The organism is Micromonospora tarensis (genome assembly GCF_016803395.1).
GTDB lineage: Bacteria > Actinomycetota > Actinomycetes > Mycobacteriales > Micromonosporaceae > Micromonospora > Micromonospora tarensis.
In genome coordinates, this window is record NZ_JAEVHL010000057.1 from 12,717 (window position 1) to 29,882 (window position 17,166).

The following is a 17,166-nucleotide window of genomic DNA, read 5'->3' on the forward strand; positions in this document are numbered from 1 at the left end:
GCGCGCGCGTCGAATGCCATGCCAGGATCCTGCCCGTTACGACCGGCCCGGGCAACGCGGCACCCGGTAGCGGGGGCGTCGGGTTTACGCGGTGCTGGCTACCCTGTCACCGCCCCCGACGTGACGGAGAGTTCGCATGACCAATCCCCCGCCTCCCGGCAACTGGACCGACCCCACGTGGTCGGCACAGCCGTCGAGCCCGGCACCGGACCCGACAGTGGTGACCGGTCAACCGGTGCCCACCCAACCGGGCCCGGCAGACGCGTATGCGCCGGCCAACCCGTACGCGCAGGTCGACCCGTACGCGCCGGCCAACCCGTACGCGCCGGTCGATCCGTACACCGGTGCGCAGCCGCCGGCGAGCCAGCCGATGCCCGGCTACGCCCCGCCCGGCTACCCGCCGCAGTACCCCGGCTACGGCTACCCGCAGCCGCCGAAGACCAACGCGCTGGCCATCGCGGCGTTCGTGCTGGCCCTGATCGGATTCACGTCCTGCATCACCGCGCCGGTCGGCGCGATCCTCGGGCACGTCGCGCAGAAGCAGATCCGGCTCAGCGGCGAGGGCGGTGCGGGGATGGCGAAGGCCGCCATCATCGTCGGCTGGATCCTCACCGGCTTCCTGGTACTGGCGATCGCCTTCTACGCCGCCGCGATCATCTACGCGATCACGACGAGCGACAACAACAGCAGCAGCTACTGACCGACGGGCGGGCCGGCGTACCGCCGACTGTCGAGCCGGACCGACAGCCGGCGGCTGTCGTCCCGGCCCGGCCGGTCACTGCGCCGGTGGGGTGAACGACGAGGTTCGGCTCATCCCGGCGGCCCGGCCCTTGGCGGCGACGACGAGCGCCATCTTGCGGGACGCCTCGTCGATCATCTCGTCACCGAGCATCACCGCGCCGAGCTTGCCGCCGGCCTCGGAGGTGTAGTGCTGGTACGCGTCGAGGATCAGCTCGGCGTGGTCGTAGTCGGCCTGGGCCGGCTGGTAGACCTCGTTGGCGGCGTCGATCTGGCCCGGGTGCAGCACCCACTTGCCGTCGAAGCCCAGCGCGGCCGAGCGCTTGGCCACCTCGCGGAACGCGTCGACGTCGCGGATCTGCAGGAAAGGGCCGTCGATGGCCTGCTTGTCGTGCATCCGGGCGGCCATCAGGATCCGCATCAGGATGTAGTGGTACGGGTCGCCGGGGTAGTCCGGGATCAGGCCGCCGACCACCATCGACTTCATGTTGATCGACGCCATGAAGTCGGCCGGACCGAAGATGATGGTCTCCACCCGCGGCGAGGCGGCGGCGATCGCGTCCACGTTGACCAGACCGGCGGCGTTCTCGATCTGCGCCTCGATGCCGATCCGGCCGACCTCCAGGCCGAGGGTCTTCTCGAGCTGGGTGAGCGTCAGATCCAACCACTGCACCTGGGCGGCGTTCTGCGCCTTCGGCAGCATGACGCAGTCCAGGTTCGCGCCAGCGCCCTCGACGACCTCGATGACGTCCCGGTAGGTCCACGGGGTGGTCAGGTCGTTGACCCGGACCACCCGGGTCTTGCCGGCCCAGTCGCCCTCGTTCAGCGCGGCCACGATGTTCTTGCGCGCGTCCGGCTTGGCCAGTGGGGCGACGGCGTCCTCCAGGTCGAGGAAGACCTGGTCGGCCGGGAGCCCCTGGGCCTTGCCGAGCATCTTGACGCTGGAACCCGGTACGGCGAGACAGGACCTGCGGGGGCGACCGACTGCGGCCATGGATGCGCTCCTTCCAGCGTCCGGCGGGCAGGCCGACGCCACCTGACGACAGATCCGGAACCTTAACGATCCCAAAGGGCGTTGTGACGCCACGGTAACCTCGCGCCATGACCGGGGTGAATGGACCTGTGGAAGATCTCACTGAGCGTCGACTCGTGGTGGTGACGGGCGCCAGTTCCGGCATCGGGCTGGCCGCCGCCGTGCAGCTGGCCTGCCGGGGCGACCGGGTCGTGCTGGTCGGGCGGGACCCGGCGCGTTTGCAGGCCGCGGCCGAACGCGTACGGGAGACCGCCGGTGAGCGCCCGGAGCTGTTCCGGGCCGACTTCGCGGTCCTCGACGACGTGCGGCGACTGGTTGAGCAGCTCCGGGCCGTGTACGACCGGATCGACGTGCTCGCCAACAACGCCGGGGCGATCGCGCTGCAACCACTGCGCACCGTCGACGGCTTCGAGATGTCGATCCAGGCCAACCACCTGGCCCCGTTTCTGCTGACCAACCTGCTCGCCGACCGGCTGGGCCGGATCGTGGTGACCGCCTCCGGCGCGCACCGCTTCGGCACCCTCGCCCCGGACGACCTGAACAGGGCACTGCGCGAATACCGCCCGATGGGCGCGTACGGCACCAGCAAGCAGGCGAACGTCCTGTTCGCCGCCGAGGCCACCCGGCGTTGGCCGAACATTCCCGCGTACAGCTTCCACCCCGGGCTGGTCCGTACCCGGTTCGGCAACGACAGCAGGATCGTCGCGTTCGGCATGCGGTTCATGCCGTTCCGCAGCCCGGAGAAGGGTGCCGAGACCCTGGTGTGGCTGGCCAACCAGGAGCGTTCCCGGTTGGTCGACGGCGGCTACTACGTGGACCGGCGGCTCGGCCGGCCGTACCGGAAGGCGACCGATCCGCAACTCGCCGCCCGGCTCTGGGCGGCGAGCGCCAAGGCGGTCGGTCTGGACGCCTGAGGTGGCCGGCGTGCTGACACTTGTCGCGATCGTCGAGTTCGCCGTCGGGGCGGAGGCGGCCGGGCAGCGCTACGAGGACGCCGTGCTGGCCCTGCTCGAACGGCACGGTGGCCGGTTGGAGCGGCGACTGCGCGGCACCGACGGGCAGGCCGAGGTGCACGTGATCCGGTTCGACGGGCGGGCCGGCTACGAGTCGTTCCTCGTCGATCCGGACCGGGCGGCGCTGCGTACCGTCCTCGGCGAGGCCGCCCCGACGACCCGGGTCATCGAGGTCCACGAGGCCTGACCGGCGGCAGTGGTCGTCGCCCCGGCGGCGACATCGGACCTTCACCAGGGCGAGCCATGGATTTCCGCGCGGCCCGACCGCCACCGAGCACCACCACCGCCACGCCGGCCAGCAGCAACGCCATGCCGAGCAGCGCGTACGGGCGGGGCAACTGGCCCAGCCAGGCCCAACCGAGCAGGGCCGCGCCGGGTGCCTCCAGCAGGATCAGCACGCTCACCGTGGTCGCCGGGATCTTCCGCAGGGCGTAGTTGAACATCGAGTGCCCGAGCAGTTGGGCACCGGCCACCAGGGCCAGGATGGCCAGCCAGGTACGCCCGTCGAACCCGGTCAGCCGCACACCCCCGACCAGGCACATGAGCAGCAGGAGCAGCGCGCAGATCCCGTAGCAGATGGTGGTGTACGTGGTGGTGCTGATGCTGGTCCGGGCCCGCTCGCCGAAGGCGGTGTAGACGGCGGCGAACACGGCGCCGGTCAACGCCAGCACGTCGCCGAGGACGGCCCGGCCGGAGACCCCCACGTCCACCCCGGTGGCGACCACCGCCCCGCCGACCGCCACCGCGATGCCGATCCACACCACCCGGGGCAGCGGACGCCCCTGGGCGCGGGCGATCAGCCCCTGCCAGACCGGCTGGGTGGCGACCAGAGCGGTGGACGTGGCGACCGAGGTGAGCTGGGCACTCGGCACCCAGGTCGCGAAGTGACCGGCCAGCGCGACCCCGGACAGCACACAGAACAGCCCCTCCCGCCGGCCCACGCCCACGGTCAGCCGACGGAACTCGGCGCGACGGCGGGCCAGCGCGAAGGGGCTCAGCACCGCCACCGCGAGCAGGTTGCGCCAGAACGCGATGGCCAACGCGGGTGCGGCGGCGTACGCGATGAGCGGCGCGGACGACGAGACGGCGACCACGGCCAGCCCGACCGCGCCGGTGGTCAGCGGATCCAGCGCGGGCCGGTGGGTAGGTGGGGACACGGGACGTAATCCTCACACGTGTGACGGACAGCACGGAGGGTCATCACTCCGTTACGATCACGCGGTTCCGCGCCGGCGACCCCGACCGCCCGGAGGCGTTCCCCCATGCCCAGCTACCAGGCGGTGCTGTTCGACTTCTTCGGCACCCTGACCCGTCCGGTGCAACGTGGCACCGCCCACCTCGGCACCGCCGAGCTGCTCGGGTGCCACACCGACAGGTTGACCGAGGTGCTGAACCGCACCTACTACGAGCGGGCCACCGGCCGGCTCGGCAACGCGGAGGCGACCCTGCGCTGGGTCTGCGCCCAGGTCGGCGTAGACCCCAGTGACCATGCGGTGCGGGCGGCGGTGGCGTCCCGGCACCGGGCGGTCCGCGCGGACACCTGGTTGCGGGCCGACGCGGTGCCGGTGCTGGCGGCCCTGCGCCAGCGCGGCCTCCGCACCGGTGTGATCAGCGACTGTACGCACGAACTGCCGGCCTTCCTGCCCCAGTTGGCGGTCGCCCCCCTGCTCGACGTGCGGGTCTTCTCGGTGCAGGTCGGACGGTGCAAGCCGGATCCGACGCTCTACCTGACCGCCTGCCAGCGGCTCGGGCTCGCGCCGGTCGACTGCCTGTACGTGGGTGACGGCGGCAGCCAGGAGTTGACCGGCGCCGAACGGGCCGGAATGACCGCCGTCCGGCTCGCCGCCCCGGATCTCGCCGCGCACCTGGTGTTCAACGCCGACCTGCACTGGCGCGGCCCCACGCTCGGTGCCCTGGACGAGGTGCTCGCCCTGGTCGACGACGGGGTGGAGATGGTGGGTGCCGGCGGCCGGGCGGACTGACCAGCCCGCTGGTCAGCGGCGACGCACCCGGTGCAGGCGGAACGGCTTGCGGGTGGCCCGGACCGCCGGGGTGGGCCGGGGTGGCTCGGCCTGCGCGTCGGCCGGCAGGTCCGCGCCGGCCAGCGGCGAACCGTTCGGCGCGAGCCGGTTCACCGCGCACCCGTCGCAGCCCAGCGGGCCACCAGGTCGGCGGTCGGTCCGGGCGCGTTGAGTCGTTTCGCCGCCAGCAGCGGCGCTGCGGCGTCCCACTCCTCGGTGCCCGGCCGCACCCGACTCACCCGGGCCGGCCAGGTGACGATCCGACCGCCGTGGTCGCCGCGCAGGATGACCTGCGCCTCAGTCGCGTCGGCCAGACCCGGTGCGGCCTGCTCACCCGGCCCGCTGACCACCAGGAGCGTGCCCTCCAGCGGAGCGCACCAGAGCGCGAGCGCCGGACCGCCGGCAACGCTCACCCAGGCCACCGCGGCCTTCTTCATCGCCTCGTCGACCAGTGGCGTACCCACCGGGCTGCCGTCGTCCGTCACACAGGCATCCTCCCGCATCGACGCCCCGACTCAGCCCACGAACGGCGGCACGGCGATCTCGCCCCGGGCCACCGGCACCACCTGGCCGGCCACCGTCGCGCCGACCGCCACGCCGTCCGCGGCGGTGATCGTGCAGGCCAGCGAGGAGGGACGGTTCATCTCCACCCCCTGGCGGATCGCGTACTCCGACCGCCCCTCGCCGGGCAGCAGGCCGCTCGCCACCAGCCAGACACCGAGGCCGAGCGCCGCCGAACCGGTGGCCGGGTCCTCCGGAATGCCGATCCCCGGCACGAAGACCCGGGCGTGCGCGGTTTGCGCGGCGGCGTCCCAGGAGAAGACGCTGACGTGCGACACCCCGTACCGCCGCGCCGCCGCGGCATTCACCTGCGCCCGGGCCACCGACTCCGGGCGCACCGGCAGGAACGGGAACTCCAGCCCACAGCCGGCGACGCGGGGGGCGGGCCCGACATGGTCCTCCGCGGCCAGCCCGGCGATCTCCAGCAGCGGTTCCGGGTCCAGCTCCGGCCCGAGCGTCGGGGTGTCGCCGGTCAGCGTCGCCCCGGACGCGGTCACCTCGATCGGCAGCACACCGGCCCGGCACTCCTGGGTCACCTGACCCACACCGAACATCCCCCGCCGGCTCGCGGTGACCGCCGCCCCGACGCTCGGGTGCCCGGCGAACGGCAACTCCTCCACCGGGGTGAAGATCCTGGCCCGGTAGGTGACGCCGACCTGGGTCGGCGGCAGCACGAACACCGTCTCGGAGAGGTTGAACTCCAGGGCGAGCGCCTGCATCTGCTCGGTGGCCAGCGCCTCCGCGCCGAAGACCACCGCCAGCGGGTTGCCGGCGAAGGGTCGGTCGGTGAAGACGTCCACGATCTCGTAGGCCAAGGTCGACATGTTGATAAACCCTAGGCGCTTAGGCTGGTGCCCGTGAGCACGCCGACCCGGATCTACATCGCCCGCCTCGCCGGAGTCGCCGTCTTCGACCCGAACGGCGACCAGGTGGGCCGGGTTCGTGACGCCGTGGCGCGGCTGCGGGCGACCAAGCGTCCACCGGAGGTGGTGGGCCTCGTCGCCGAGATGCCGATGCGTCGCCGGATCTTCCTGTCCATCAACCGGATCACCTCCATCGACGCGGACGCCGTCGTACTCGGCTCCGGCACCCTCAACCTGCGCCGGTTCGAGAAGCGCCCGAACGAGCTGCTGGTGCTCCAGGAGCTGTTGGACCGGCGGGTGCAGCTCGACCCGGGTGGGCAGCCCGGCGCGGTCGTGGACGTCGCGATGGAGTGCACCCGGGGCGGCGAGTACTCGCTGACCCGGGTCGCCGTACGCGAGCAGACCGGTCGGCTCACCCGCCGCGGCCACCTGCACCAGGTCGACTGGGACCGGGTGCGCGGGCTCAGCGGCATCGCCGACAACCGGGGTACGGCGAACCTGCTCGCCGTCTTGGAGGACATGCGGCCGGCCGACCTGGCAAACGCGTTGCAGGACCTGCCGGACACCCGGCGTAACGAGGTCGCCGCCGCACTGGACGACGAACGGTTGGCCGATGTGCTCAGCGAGCTGCCGGAACACGACCAGGTGGAGATCCTGGCCGCCCTCGACCGGGAGCGGGCCGCCGACGTGCTGGAGGAGATGGACCCGGACGACGCCGCCGACCTGCTCAACGAACTGCCCCCACCCGAGCAGGACGTGCTGCTGGACCTGATGGAGCCGGACGAGGCCGACCCGGTGCGTCAGCTGCTGAAGTACACGCCCGGCACCGCGGGCAGTGTGATGACCTCGGAGCCGGTGATCCTGCCGCCGGACGCGACCGTCGCGGAGGCGCTGGCCCGGATCCGGGAACCGCAGCTCTCCCCCGCCGTAGCCGCGCAGGTCTTCGTGACCCGGGCGCCGCAGAACACGCCGACCGGCCGCTACCTGGGCATGGTGCACTTCCAGGCGCTGCTGCGCGAACCGCCGGCGGATCTGCTGGGCAAGGTGGTGGTCAACGACATCGACCCGTTGCGCCCGACCACGCCGCTGCCCGAGATCACCCGCCGGATGGCCACCTACGACCTGGTCGCCATGCCGGTCATCGACCGGAACAACCGGCTGGTCGGCGCGGTGACGGTGGACGACGTGCTGGACCACTCGCTGCCTCGGGACTGGCGGGACCGCGACGCCCTCGCCGCCCCGGGCACCGCCGACGCCACGCTGGACGGCGCGGATGGCTGACCAGCGGCGGACGGAACGGCTCGACCAGCCACGCGAACCCCGGGGCGTCAAGCTGCCCCGCTTCGACGCGGAGGCCTTCGGTCGGTGGTCGGAGGGCATCGCCCGGGGCATGGGCACCGCGAACTTCATCGTCGTCATGACGGTGGTGATCACCATCTGGTTCGTCTGGAACACGTTGGCCCCGGCGAACCTGCGCTTCGACCCGTACACCTTCACGTTCCTGACCCTGGTGCTGTCGTTGCAGGCCAGCTACGCGGCACCGCTGATCCTGCTCGCCCAGAACCGGCAGGCCGACCGGGACCGGGTGGCCCTTGAGGAGGACCGGCGGCGAGCCACCGCGCAGAAGGCGGACACCGAGTACCTGGCCCGGGAGATCGCGGCGCTGCGGATCGCCCTGGGCGAGGTGGCCACCCGGGACTTCCTCCGCTCCGAGCTGGCCCGGCTGGCTGAGGAGTTGGACGAGGTTGGGCAGCGCCGGCAGCGCCTGGAGCGCCGCCAGGAGAAGCGTGGGCAGCGGCCGACCGATGGCGTCAGCCTGGACGAACCCCGCGACGACCTGGACGGCGACTTCGCCCGGGACGCCCGGCCGGACGGCACCGGACCGCGTCGGTCGGACGGCTGAACAGCGGGTCGAGGCGGGCCATCGATTGGCTCACACCGCCCCGGGCAGCGGCGGCAGCGGATGCCCCGCGACGTAGCATTGCGGGCATGTCAGCACCCGTGAGCACCGTCGAGGACGCGATCCAGGCCGCCCTGGCCACCGTCAACGACCCGGAGATCCGCCGGCCCATCACCGAGCTGGGCATGGTCCGCTCGGCGACCATCGCGGCCAGCGGCGTGGTACGGGTCGAGCTGCTGCTCACCGTCGCCGGCTGCCCGCTCAAGGACAAGCTGCGGACGGACATCACCGCCGCGGTCGCCGCGGTGCCCGGGGTGACCGGCGTGGAGATCGACTTCGGGGTGATGAGCCCCGAGCAGCGGCAGTCGTTGCAGTCGCGGCTACGCGGCGGGGGTGCCACCGAGGAGCCGGTCATCCCGTTCGCCCAGCCCGGCTCGCGTACCCGGGTGTACGCGGTGGCCAGCGGCAAGGGTGGCGTCGGTAAGTCCAGCGTGACGGTCAACCTCGCAGCGGCGCTCGCCGCCCGGGGGCTCTCCGTCGGGGTGGTCGACGCGGACATCTACGGTCACTCGGTGCCTCGGATGCTCGGCGCCGACGGCCGGCCCACCCGGGTCGAGGACATGATCATGCCGCCGCAGTCGCACGGCGTGAAGGTGATCTCCATTGGCATGTTCACGTCCGGCAACGCCGCCGTCGTGTGGCGCGGTCCGATGCTGCACCGGGCGTTGCAGCAGTTCCTGGCCGACGTCTACTGGGGCGACCTGGACGTGCTCCTGCTCGACCTGCCCCCGGGCACCGGCGACGTGGCCATCTCGCTGGCCCAACTGCTGCCCAACTCGGAGATCCTGGTGGTCACCACCCCGCAGGCGGCCGCCGCCGAGGTGGCGGAACGGGCTGGCGCGATCGCCCTACAGACCCACCAGCGAGTGGTCGGCGTGATCGAGAACATGTCCTGGCTGGAGCTGCCGGACGGTTCCCGGATGGAGCTTTTCGGCGCCGGGGGTGGCGCGACCGTCGCCGAGTCGTTGAGCCGGACCATCGGCGCGCAGGTGCCGCTGCTCGGGCAGATCCCCCTGGACACCCGGGTCCGTGAGGGCGGCGACGCCGGCAACCCGATCGTGCTGGCCGAGCCGGACTCCCCGGCCGCACAGGCGCTCGGCACCATCGCCGACCGGCTCGCCCTGCGTCGTGAGTCGCTGCTCGGCAAGCCGCTCGGCCTCAAGCCCGCGGGCCGCTGACCGGGCGGCACCCGCGCCGGCCGAGCGTGGCCGCCGGCATGACCGGAGCCGCCGGGATGACCGGAGCCGCCCGGATGATCAACTCGGGTTCCAGGAAGTCGGGGTATCCCGCGCCGGTTGACCGGCCGACTTCCTGGAAGTCGAGTCGATCAAGGTCGGGGCTCGCGTCCGCGACGCCGGCACTGGCGGGCGCCGGCAGGACCGCGCCGCCGGCCGCGGCACGGGTTGGCGCGGGCGAGCGCAGGCGGGTGCGGGTCGATCAGGTGGCGTCGTCGTAGCTGACCCGGGGGGCCGGCGCCGAGGGGGTGCCGGTGGTCGTGCCGGTCCGGCTGTCACTCGACCGCAGGTCGGCGGCGTTGGCCACGTCCTTCAGGTCGTTGTGCACACCGCTGACGTCCGCACGCAGGTTGTCGTAGACCCCCTGCAACGGCTTGCGGATCGCCGCCTCGTCCTCCTCGCTGAGGAGGTGCTTACGGATGAACGCCTTCGGGTGCAGGTCTTCCAGCTGGATGTCGGTGCCCAGCTCGCGGCTCAGGTCGCCGGTGGCGTTGCGGGCCATGTTGCGCAGGTTCCGCACCATGCGCAGGCCGTCGGAGATCACGGCGGGAAGCCGGTCACCGAAGATCAACAGCGCCAGGAGCAGCAGCGCACCGATCTCCCACCAGTTCAGGTTGTCGAGCATCCCGCGGGCCTCCTCTCGGCGTCAGCAGCAAGACTACGCACGCCGGACCGCTTCCGGGCAAGGGGTGCGCCGCTGTTCACTTCGCATCCGCGGCAAGAGTTACCGAGGTGTTCTGCCGGGTCGAGCCTCGCCGAAACTCGACGGTCACCACCGAGCCCGGCGCGTACTTGCGGACCAACGCGGTCAGGTCGGTCGGCTCGGTCATCGGCCGTCCGTTGATCTTGAGGATCACGTCGCCGACCTTCAACCCCGCGCCCTCCGCCGGGCCGGACGGGGCTACCTCCGCCAGCCGCAGGCCGCCCCCGACGACGCCGGCCGGGCCGTCCACCCGCGCGCCGATCACCGTACGCCGGGCCTTGCCGGTGCCGATGATGTCCTGGGTGACCCGCTTGGCCTGGTTGATCGGGATGGCGAAGGCGAGCCCGATGTTGCCCGCCTCCTGGCCCTCCGCGACAAGCGACTTGATCGTGGAGTTCACTCCCACCACCCGGCCGGCGCCGTCGACCAGCGGGCCGCCCGAGTTGCCGTGGTTGACCGCCGCGTCGGTCTGGATGGCGGCGTAGTAGCGCACCGGGCCACCCGGCTCGCCGGCCTGCATCGTCCGGTCCAGGGCGCTCACGATGCCGGCGGTGACCGTGTTGGCGAGCGACAGCGGTGACCCCATGGCGAGCACCGGGTCACCGACCGCCAACGCGTCCGAGTCGCCGAACTCCACCGGGCGCAGGCCGGGACGACTCACCTTGATCACCGCGATGTCCGACTCCGGGTCCTGACCGACGATGCTCGCCGGCGCGGTGCTGCCGTCGTTGAATACCACCGACGCCTTGCCGGAGCCCCCGGCCACCACGTGATCGTTGGTGATCACATGGCCGTCGGGGGTGGCGATGAACCCGGAACCCTCACTGGTCCCACCGAGGCTGCTCACCCGTACGGTGACCACGCTGGGCAGGACACGCTCGGCGACTCCGGCCAGCGACTCCGGTTTGCGCTGGGCCAGGGCGGGCGGCTCCGTCGGCGCGGCGCCGAGCACCGCCCCACCAGCCCCACCCCGGACCGCGAAGGCGTAGCCCAGGGCACCACCGAGGGTGCCGGCCAGCAGCGCGGTGAGCACGGGAATGAGCAACAGGTGGCGCAGCCTCGGCCGGCCCGGCGCGTCGGGATCGCTGACCGGCTCGGGCGCCGTGCCGGCCGCCACCACCCCGGGCACCACCACGGCGGCCGGTGCCGCCGGGTCCCGCCAGGGGTCAGCGAGCGCATCCGACCACCAGGGCGACGCGCCGAGCGGCGGCACACCAGCCTCAGCCGTCGGCGGCCCCACCGACGGGGCTCCTGCCCCGGGCGGTCGCGCCGGAGTCTCACCGCCCCGGCGCCAGTCCCAGCCGTCGGTCACGTCGGTGCCTCCCAGTCCGTCCCCGGATCCCGCGCCGCGTCGCCCGGCCACGGGCCGGTTCGGTCGCGGCTGACGGGATACCGCCTCCAGGATTGCACGGATGCACGCGGTGGAGTCAGCGGTTGCCCGGTGATCGCTTCCGGCGGAGGCGCGGCTGCGCCCCGTGGCGGTCGCCTCTACGCTCACAGTGCCAACCCGCCCCCGCACCACGCACCGCCCCCGGAGGTGCCCCATCGCCACGGTCGCCGGTTCCGGCAGTTCGACGACGCAGGCCCAGCAGTTCGCCGAGTCGTACGTCACCGAGGATCTCGTCCTGCGCACCGCCCGCAGCCTGGCCCGGGAGGTGGGCCTGGACGCGGTGACCCCCGGCGCGGGAGCCGCGCTGCGGCTGCTGGCCGCCGCCGGAAACGCCCGCGCGGTGGTGGAGATCGGCACCGGCACCGGGGTGAGCGGGGTGTGGCTGCTGCGCGGCATGCGCGCCGACGGCGTACTGACCACCATCGACGTCGAGGTGGAGCACCAACGGATCGCCCGGCGGATCTTCGCCGAGGCGGGCTTCGCGGCCGGCCGCACCCGGATCATCACCGGTCGTGCGCTGGACGTGCTGCCCCGGCTCGCCGACGGCGCGTACGACCTGGTCTTCGTGGACGCGGAGGCAACCGGCTTCCACGCCTGCGTGGAAGCCGCGCTGCGGCTGCTGCGCCCCGGTGGCGTGCTGGCGCTCAACGGGGTGCTGGCGGGCGGCCGGATCGGCGACCCGGCCGCCCGGGACGCCGAGACGGTGACCGTCCGCGAGACGATCAAGGCGGTTCGGGAGTCGGAGCACTGGATCCCCGCCCTGCTCCCGGTCGGGCACGGGCTGCTCGCCTCGGTGAAGTGCTGACCAGGCCCCCGGGGTGTGTGGCAGCGCCCCGGGCCGGCCGGTGCCGGGCCGAGGCGCTGCCACCCGCCTAGTCGACGGTGGCCAGCCAGCGCAGCAACGACCGGACGCCCCAGCCGGTGGCGCCCCGGCTGACCTCGGCCTGGTCGCGTCCGCCCAGGACGGCGCCGACATGTCCAGGTGTAGCCAGCGGTCCCGGAGGTCGCCGGTGAACTCGCGCAGGTAGAGCGCGGCCAGCACCGAGCCGGCACCCTGCGCCGGCGCGCTGTACAGGTCGGCGATGTCGCTGCCCAGGTATTCCACGTAGTCGGTGTGCAGCGGCATCCGCCACGCCGACTCGCCAGCCGCCTCGGCCGCCGCCAGCACGTCGGCGGCCAGCTCGTCGTTCTCGCTGTACAGGGCGGCGGTGCGCTTGCCCAGCGCCACGGAGTTCGCGCCGGTGAGCGTGGCCAGGTCGAGCAGCAGGTCCGGCTTGAGCTGGCGCACCGCGTACGCCAGCGCGTCGGCGAGGACCAGTCGGCCCTCGGCGTCCGAGTTGGTGGTCTCGCTCGTCGTACCGTCGTAGTGCCGGATGACGTCGCCGGGCCGGAACGCGGCACCGCTGACCATGTTCTCGGCGAGCGGAGCCAACGTGGTGATCCGGATCGGCAGACGCAGCGCGGCGGCGCCCAGGGTTGCGGCGACGACAGCGGCGGCCCCCGCCATGTCCTTGCGCATCAGCTTCATGGCGGCCACCGGCTTGATCGAGATGCCGCCGGTGTCGAAGGTGATGCCCTTTCCGACGAGCACCACGTGGGTACCCGCGTCGGCGGGATGCCAGTCCAGCTCGACGAGCCGGGGGCCGCTGGCCGAGCCACCGCCCACGGCGAGGATCCCGCCGAAGCCCTCGGCGGCCAGCTCGGCCGGGCCACGGACCCGCAGTCGCAGGTCCGGGAGGTCGGCCGCGGCGGCGGCCACCTGGTCGGCGAACCACTGCGGAGTCTTCACCGAGGAGGGGGTGTTGGTCAGGTCACGGGCGAGGTGGGTCATCTCCGCCGTGGTCCGCGCCGTGCTGACGGTGGCCTCGTGGGCGGTCGGGTCGGCGGTCAGCAGATCGACGCTGCCGAGCGCCGGTCGGTCACCGGCCTCGGTCAGCCGGAACCGGTACGGGGCGAGCAGCAGCCCTTCGGTCAACCCACGGACCGCAGCCGGCGTCACCTCGGCCGGCAGCACGATGGTGATATGCGTCTCAGCCACGGCCGAGCGGGCCAGTGCCGCTCCGGCCGTCCGCCAGGCCGCCTCGTCGCCGGCGCCGACACCGAGCAGCAGCAGCCGCCCGGGGGTACGCCCGGGGCGCAGCTGGGTGTGGATCTCACCGGCTCGGCCGGTCAGTCGGGCCGCGGGTGCCAGCGTGGCGGCCTCGTCGGCGGTGCCGTCCGGGGGTGCCACGGCGGTCGACACGGGTTCGGCCGAGGTGTCACCTCCCGCCGCCGCGTCGACGGGACGAACCGGCAGGACGAGGACGTCGAACCGGTCGGGCTCGGCGATCAGACGGATGGCGAGCACGCGGAACCGTACCTCCAGGAAAGGTCGCGGAGCGGGACAGAGTCCGCCCGCATGGATGAAGACCCTGAGCCACCGGCGCTGCCGGCGGCTCAGGGTCCGAAGAACGTTCCGGGCGGCGCGAGCCGCCCGGAGCACTCTTACTCAGCCGGCCGCTGCCTTCAGTGCGTCACCGAGCGCGTTGGCCTCGTCGGGAGTCATCTCGACGACGAGCCGGCCACCGCCCTCCAGCGGGACCCGCATGACGATGCCCCGACCCTCCTTGGTGACTTCCAGCGGACCATCGCCCGTCCGCGGCTTCATCGCCGCCATGTTGTCTCCCCTCAGACCTACACCAGGGTCGGTGGGTTGCCCCACAGCCACTTCGTCACGACCACCCGCAACGGTCGCGGGGGTGTCGACAAACGATTTTCCCTGATGAACACCGCCGGACCCAAACCGGAGCAGCATTGATGTAACAGCATCTAGCTTATCTTGAGAAGGCCTGTCACAATGTGCGGTCATGCAGGCACGGTCGGCACTCTTCGACCTGTACGGCGACCACCTCCGTCCGAGGGGTGGCCGTGCACCGGTTGCCGCCCTGGTCAAGCTGCTGGCACCGCTGGGAATCGCACCGCCAGCCGTTCGCACCGCCGTCTCGCGGATGGTGCGCCAGGGCTGGCTCGAACCGCTCCGGTTGGTCTCCGGGCCGGGATATTCGATCACACCGAAAGCCGCCCGGCGACTCGACGAGGCGGCGGCCCGGATCTACCGGACCGGCCGGATCACCTGGGACGGCCGGTTCGACCTGCTGGTCCTGGACGCCCCGGGATCCCGGCGGGACCGGCAGCGGCTCGCCGCCAACCTCAGCTTCCTCGGCTACGGCACGCTCGACGAGCAGACCTGGGTCGCCACCCGCCCCGCCGAGGATGTCGATCTGCTCCTCGCCGAGACCGGCGTCCGGTTCGAACGCTTCACCGCCTCACACTTCTCCGGCACCCCCGGCGCGATGGGCGTGGTCCGACGAGCCTGGGACCTGGCCGAGATCGGCCGCGCCTACGAGCGGTTCGTCGCGGACCAGCGTCCGCTGCTCGCCGCGGTCACCGTCCGCAGCAGCGACGAGGAGGCGTACGCCGCCCGGTTCCGGCTCGTGCACGCGTGGCGTACGTTCCTCTTCCAGGACCCGCAGCTGCCCCCGGCGCTGCTACCCGAACGCTGGCCCGGCACCGCCGCGGCCAGCTTCTTCGACAGGCACGCCGCCCGCCTGCGGCCGGCCGCCGACCGGTACGTCGAACAGTGCCTCGACGCCGGCAACCGCATCGTCCGACAGAAGGGGCGTTAGACACGTGACCGAGCCACTGCTGGTCGACCGGACCGACGCCGTCGTCACCCTCACGTTGAACCGGCCGAACGCGATGAACGCGCTCGACGTGCCGCTCAAGGAGGCGCTCCGGGACGCCCTGGCGGAGCTGGAAACCGACCGGTCCTGCCGGGCGGTCGTGCTGGCCGGGGCCGGCGGGTCGTTCAGCGCGGGTCAGGACCTGCGTGAGCACGTGGCCACCCTGGAGAACTCCGCGAGTGACCCGCTGAACACCGTGCGGGCGCACTACAACCCGATCGCCGCACGCCTCGCCAACCTGCCCAAGCCGGTGATCGCCGCGGTGCGCGGGATGGCCGCCGGCGCGGGCGCGTCGCTGGCGTTCCTCGCCGACATCCGCATCGGCGGCCCGACCACCAGCTTCCTGATGGCCTTCTCGAAGGTCGGCCTCGCCGCCGACACCGGCGCCTCCTGGACGCTGCCCCGGTTGGTCGGCCACGCCAAGGCGGTCGAGTTGCTGATGCTGGCCGAGCCGGTCCGCGCCGAGGAGGCCTGCCGGTTGGGTCTGCTCAACCGGTTGACGGACGACGACGAGCAGGTGCTGCCGACCGCCCAGGAGCTGGCCGCCCGGCTCGCCGCCGGTCCGACCGTCGCGTACGGGGCAATCAAGCGGCAGCTCTCCATCGCCGACGCCGGCACCCTCGCCGACGCCCTCGCCGCCGAGGCACAGGCCCAGTCGATCTGCGGCGCCACCGCCGATCACCGGGCGGCCACGTTCGCCTTCGTCGGAAAGCAGAAACCGGTCTTCGAGGGACGCTGAACGCGATCCGGACGCCGCCCTTACCGTCCTCGAACAGTCCTCGCCTAGCGTCGGCCGGTATGAGCGATCGTGAAGCGGTGGCGCACCTGCTGCGCCGGGCGACCTTCGGGCCGACCGCCGACGAGGTGGACGCGGCCGAGCGGGCCGGGCCGACGGCAACCCTGGACCGGCTGCTCACCCCACCCCGGCCGACCGGGGCGCGGCGGCCACGCCGACCCCGACGCTGCCGCCCGACCCGTACGCCGCGCTGACCAAGGACTCCACCCGCGAGCAGCGGCAGCAGGCCAACGCGGAGCGCCGCAAGCAACTCCAGCAGGTCACCGAGTGGTGGCTGGACCGGATGGTGGCCGCCGAGGACGGGCTGACCGAGAAGCTGCTCTTCTTCTGGCACGGGCACTGGGCGACAAGCGCGCAGAAGGTCAAGTCGGCCCGGATGATGCTGGCGCAGCTGGCGACGCTGCGCCAGCACGGCCGGGGGCCGCTCGGCCCGCTGGTCACCGCGATGGTGCGCGACCCCGCCCTGATCATCTGGCTGGACGGACAGAAGAACACCCGCAAGGCGCCGAACGAGAACCTGGCCCGCGAGCTGATGGAGCTCTTCACCCTCGGCATCGGCGCCTACACCGAGGCCGACGTGAAGGCCGGCGCGCGGGCGCTGACCGGCTGGGTGGTCGACCGGCGTACCGGTGCCGCCCACTTCGAGGCCCGCCGGCACGACCCCGGCGAGAAGAGCATCCTCGGGCACAGCGGCCGGTTCGACGCCGAGGCGTACGCCGGACTGCTGGCCGCCCAACCCGCGGCGGCGACCTTCGTGGCAGGGCGGCTCTGGTCCCGCTACGCGGGCACCGACGTCCCGGCACCGGGCGATCTGGCCGGCCCGGACACCGTCGCGACTCTGCGCGCGATCTTCTCCGCGCCGGCCTTCGGGCAGACCCGGGGCACGCTGGTGAAGCAGCCGGTGGAGTGGCTGGTCGGCGCGCTACGCCAGCTCGGTATCCGACCGTCCGCGCTACCCGAGCAGCAACGCAAACAACTGCTGAGCGGGTTGAACGCGCTGGATCAGGTGCCGCTCCGCCCGCCCAGCGTGGGCGGCTGGCCGGCCGGGGCGGCCTGGTTGACCACCTCGTCGTTGCAGGCCCGGCTGCGGACGGCCGGGACGCTCGCCGCCGCCACGGCGCCGACCGTGCT

The 17,166-nt window shown here is 72.7% G+C and carries 18 protein-coding genes and 2 pseudogenes; 12 read left to right on the plus strand and 8 right to left on the minus strand.

What is annotated here, in order from left to right:
• Positions 1 to 136: 136 nt before the first annotated feature.
• Positions 137 to 700, plus strand: coding sequence for a DUF4190 domain-containing protein (locus JM949_RS14090; protein WP_203148941.1), 564 nt, complete (start codon positions 137 to 139; stop codon positions 698 to 700).
• Between the two features lie 75 nt (positions 701 to 775).
• Here the strand turns inward: JM949_RS14090 and JM949_RS14095 are convergent, their stop codons facing one another.
• Positions 776 to 1,732 (minus strand): HpcH/HpaI aldolase/citrate lyase family protein, encoded by a 957-nt coding sequence (locus tag JM949_RS14095; RefSeq protein WP_203148942.1) that lies wholly within the window; start codon positions 1,730 to 1,732, stop codon positions 776 to 778.
• A gap of 128 nt (positions 1,733 to 1,860) precedes the next feature.
• Here JM949_RS14095 and JM949_RS14100 point away from each other — a divergent pair, with 128 nt between their 5' ends.
• Both JM949_RS14100 and JM949_RS14105 read left to right on the plus strand, forming a co-directional pair.
• The gene (locus JM949_RS14100) at positions 1,861 to 2,685 is read left to right on the plus strand and encodes an SDR family NAD(P)-dependent oxidoreductase (RefSeq protein ID WP_203148954.1); all 825 of its coding nucleotides are present in this window, start codon (positions 1,861 to 1,863) and stop codon (positions 2,683 to 2,685) included.
• 10 nt (positions 2,686 to 2,695) lie between these two features.
• Complete coding sequence (locus tag JM949_RS14105; RefSeq protein ID WP_309232156.1) at positions 2,696 to 2,971, plus strand: hypothetical protein; 276 nt, start codon at positions 2,696 to 2,698, stop codon at positions 2,969 to 2,971.
• Here the strand turns inward: JM949_RS14105 and JM949_RS14110 are convergent.
• Entirely contained in the window at positions 2,949 to 3,941 is a 993-nt protein-coding gene (locus JM949_RS14110; protein ID WP_203148944.1) for a DMT family transporter, read from the minus strand. The genes JM949_RS14105 and JM949_RS14110 overlap by 23 nt on opposite strands.
• 105 nt (positions 3,942 to 4,046) lie before the next feature.
• On the opposite strand from JM949_RS14110, the gene JM949_RS14115 reads away from it, so the two are divergent.
• A complete protein-coding gene (locus JM949_RS14115) occupies positions 4,047 to 4,766 on the plus strand; it encodes an HAD family hydrolase (protein WP_203148945.1) in 720 nt (239 codons plus the stop codon).
• A 12-nt stretch (positions 4,767 to 4,778) separates the two neighbouring features.
• Here the strand turns inward: JM949_RS14115 and JM949_RS14120 are convergent.
• A pseudogene (locus tag JM949_RS14120) lies at positions 4,779 to 5,308 on the minus strand (hypothetical protein).
• Between the two features lie 12 nt (positions 5,309 to 5,320).
• Positions 5,321 to 6,190, minus strand: a complete 870-nt coding sequence (locus JM949_RS14125; protein ID WP_203148946.1) for a PhzF family phenazine biosynthesis protein — start codon at positions 6,188 to 6,190, stop codon at positions 5,321 to 5,323.
• Between the two features lie 33 nt (positions 6,191 to 6,223).
• Between JM949_RS14125 and JM949_RS14130 the strand changes: the two genes are divergently transcribed.
• The 3 genes from JM949_RS14130 to JM949_RS14140 all read left to right on the plus strand — a co-directional run bounded on the left by JM949_RS14130 (position 6,224) and on the right by JM949_RS14140 (position 9,367).
• Positions 6,224 to 7,510 carry a magnesium transporter MgtE N-terminal domain-containing protein gene (locus JM949_RS14130; protein ID WP_203148947.1) on the plus strand — a complete coding sequence of 429 codons (1,287 nt, stop codon included), beginning with the start codon at positions 6,224 to 6,226 and terminating at the stop codon, positions 7,508 to 7,510.
• On the plus strand, positions 7,503 to 8,132 hold the full coding sequence (locus JM949_RS14135) for a DUF1003 domain-containing protein (RefSeq protein WP_203148948.1): 630 nt from the start codon (positions 7,503 to 7,505) through the stop codon (positions 8,130 to 8,132). The genes JM949_RS14130 and JM949_RS14135 overlap by 8 nt, the downstream gene beginning before the upstream one ends.
• Positions 8,133 to 8,218: 86 nt before the next feature.
• Positions 8,219 to 9,367, plus strand: coding sequence for an Mrp/NBP35 family ATP-binding protein (locus JM949_RS14140; protein WP_203148949.1), 1,149 nt, complete (start codon positions 8,219 to 8,221; stop codon positions 9,365 to 9,367).
• 259 nt (positions 9,368 to 9,626) lie between these two features.
• On the opposite strand, the gene JM949_RS14145 is transcribed toward JM949_RS14140, so the two are convergent.
• Both JM949_RS14145 and JM949_RS14150 read right to left on the minus strand, forming a co-directional pair.
• Positions 9,627 to 10,049 carry a Sec-independent protein translocase family protein gene (locus JM949_RS14145; protein WP_203148950.1) on the minus strand — a complete coding sequence of 141 codons (423 nt, stop codon included), beginning with the start codon at positions 10,047 to 10,049 and terminating at the stop codon, positions 9,627 to 9,629.
• Positions 10,050 to 10,125: 76 nt separating this feature from the next.
• Entirely contained in the window at positions 10,126 to 11,454 is a 1,329-nt protein-coding gene (locus JM949_RS14150; RefSeq protein ID WP_203148955.1) for a S1C family serine protease, read from the minus strand.
• A gap of 298 nt (positions 11,455 to 11,752) precedes the next feature.
• On the opposite strand from JM949_RS14150, the gene JM949_RS14155 reads away from it, so the two are divergent.
• Positions 11,753 to 12,322: an O-methyltransferase gene (locus JM949_RS14155; protein ID WP_203148956.1), complete on the plus strand. Its 570-nt coding sequence runs from the start codon at positions 11,753 to 11,755 to the stop codon at positions 12,320 to 12,322.
• A gap of 67 nt (positions 12,323 to 12,389) precedes the next feature.
• On the opposite strand, the pseudogene JM949_RS14160 reads toward JM949_RS14155, so the two are convergent.
• Together JM949_RS14160 and JM949_RS14165 are read right to left on the minus strand one after the other, a co-directional pair.
• Positions 12,390 to 13,864: pseudogene (locus JM949_RS14160) on the minus strand (leucyl aminopeptidase family protein).
• Positions 13,865 to 14,005: 141 nt separating this feature from the next.
• Positions 14,006 to 14,173, minus strand: coding sequence for a DUF3117 domain-containing protein (locus JM949_RS14165; RefSeq protein ID WP_007455245.1), 168 nt, complete (start codon positions 14,171 to 14,173; stop codon positions 14,006 to 14,008).
• Between the two features lie 190 nt (positions 14,174 to 14,363).
• Here JM949_RS14165 and JM949_RS14170 point away from each other — a divergent pair, with 190 nt between their 5' ends.
• From JM949_RS14170 to JM949_RS14180, 4 genes are all read left to right on the plus strand, one after another.
• On the plus strand, positions 14,364 to 15,182 hold the full coding sequence (locus JM949_RS14170; RefSeq protein WP_203148951.1) for a PaaX family transcriptional regulator: 819 nt from the start codon (positions 14,364 to 14,366) through the stop codon (positions 15,180 to 15,182).
• Positions 15,183 to 15,186: 4 nt separating this feature from the next.
• Positions 15,187 to 15,978, plus strand: coding sequence for an enoyl-CoA hydratase-related protein (locus tag JM949_RS14175; RefSeq protein ID WP_203148952.1), 792 nt, complete (start codon positions 15,187 to 15,189; stop codon positions 15,976 to 15,978).
• 59 nt (positions 15,979 to 16,037) lie between these two features.
• On the plus strand, positions 16,038 to 16,229 hold the full coding sequence (locus tag JM949_RS37015; RefSeq protein ID WP_238433142.1) for a DUF1800 domain-containing protein: 192 nt from the start codon (positions 16,038 to 16,040) through the stop codon (positions 16,227 to 16,229).
• A partial coding sequence (locus JM949_RS14180) for a DUF1800 domain-containing protein (RefSeq protein WP_238433149.1) occupies positions 16,226 to 17,166 on the plus strand: 941 nt, incomplete at its 3' end. The genes JM949_RS37015 and JM949_RS14180, both read left to right, overlap by 4 nt.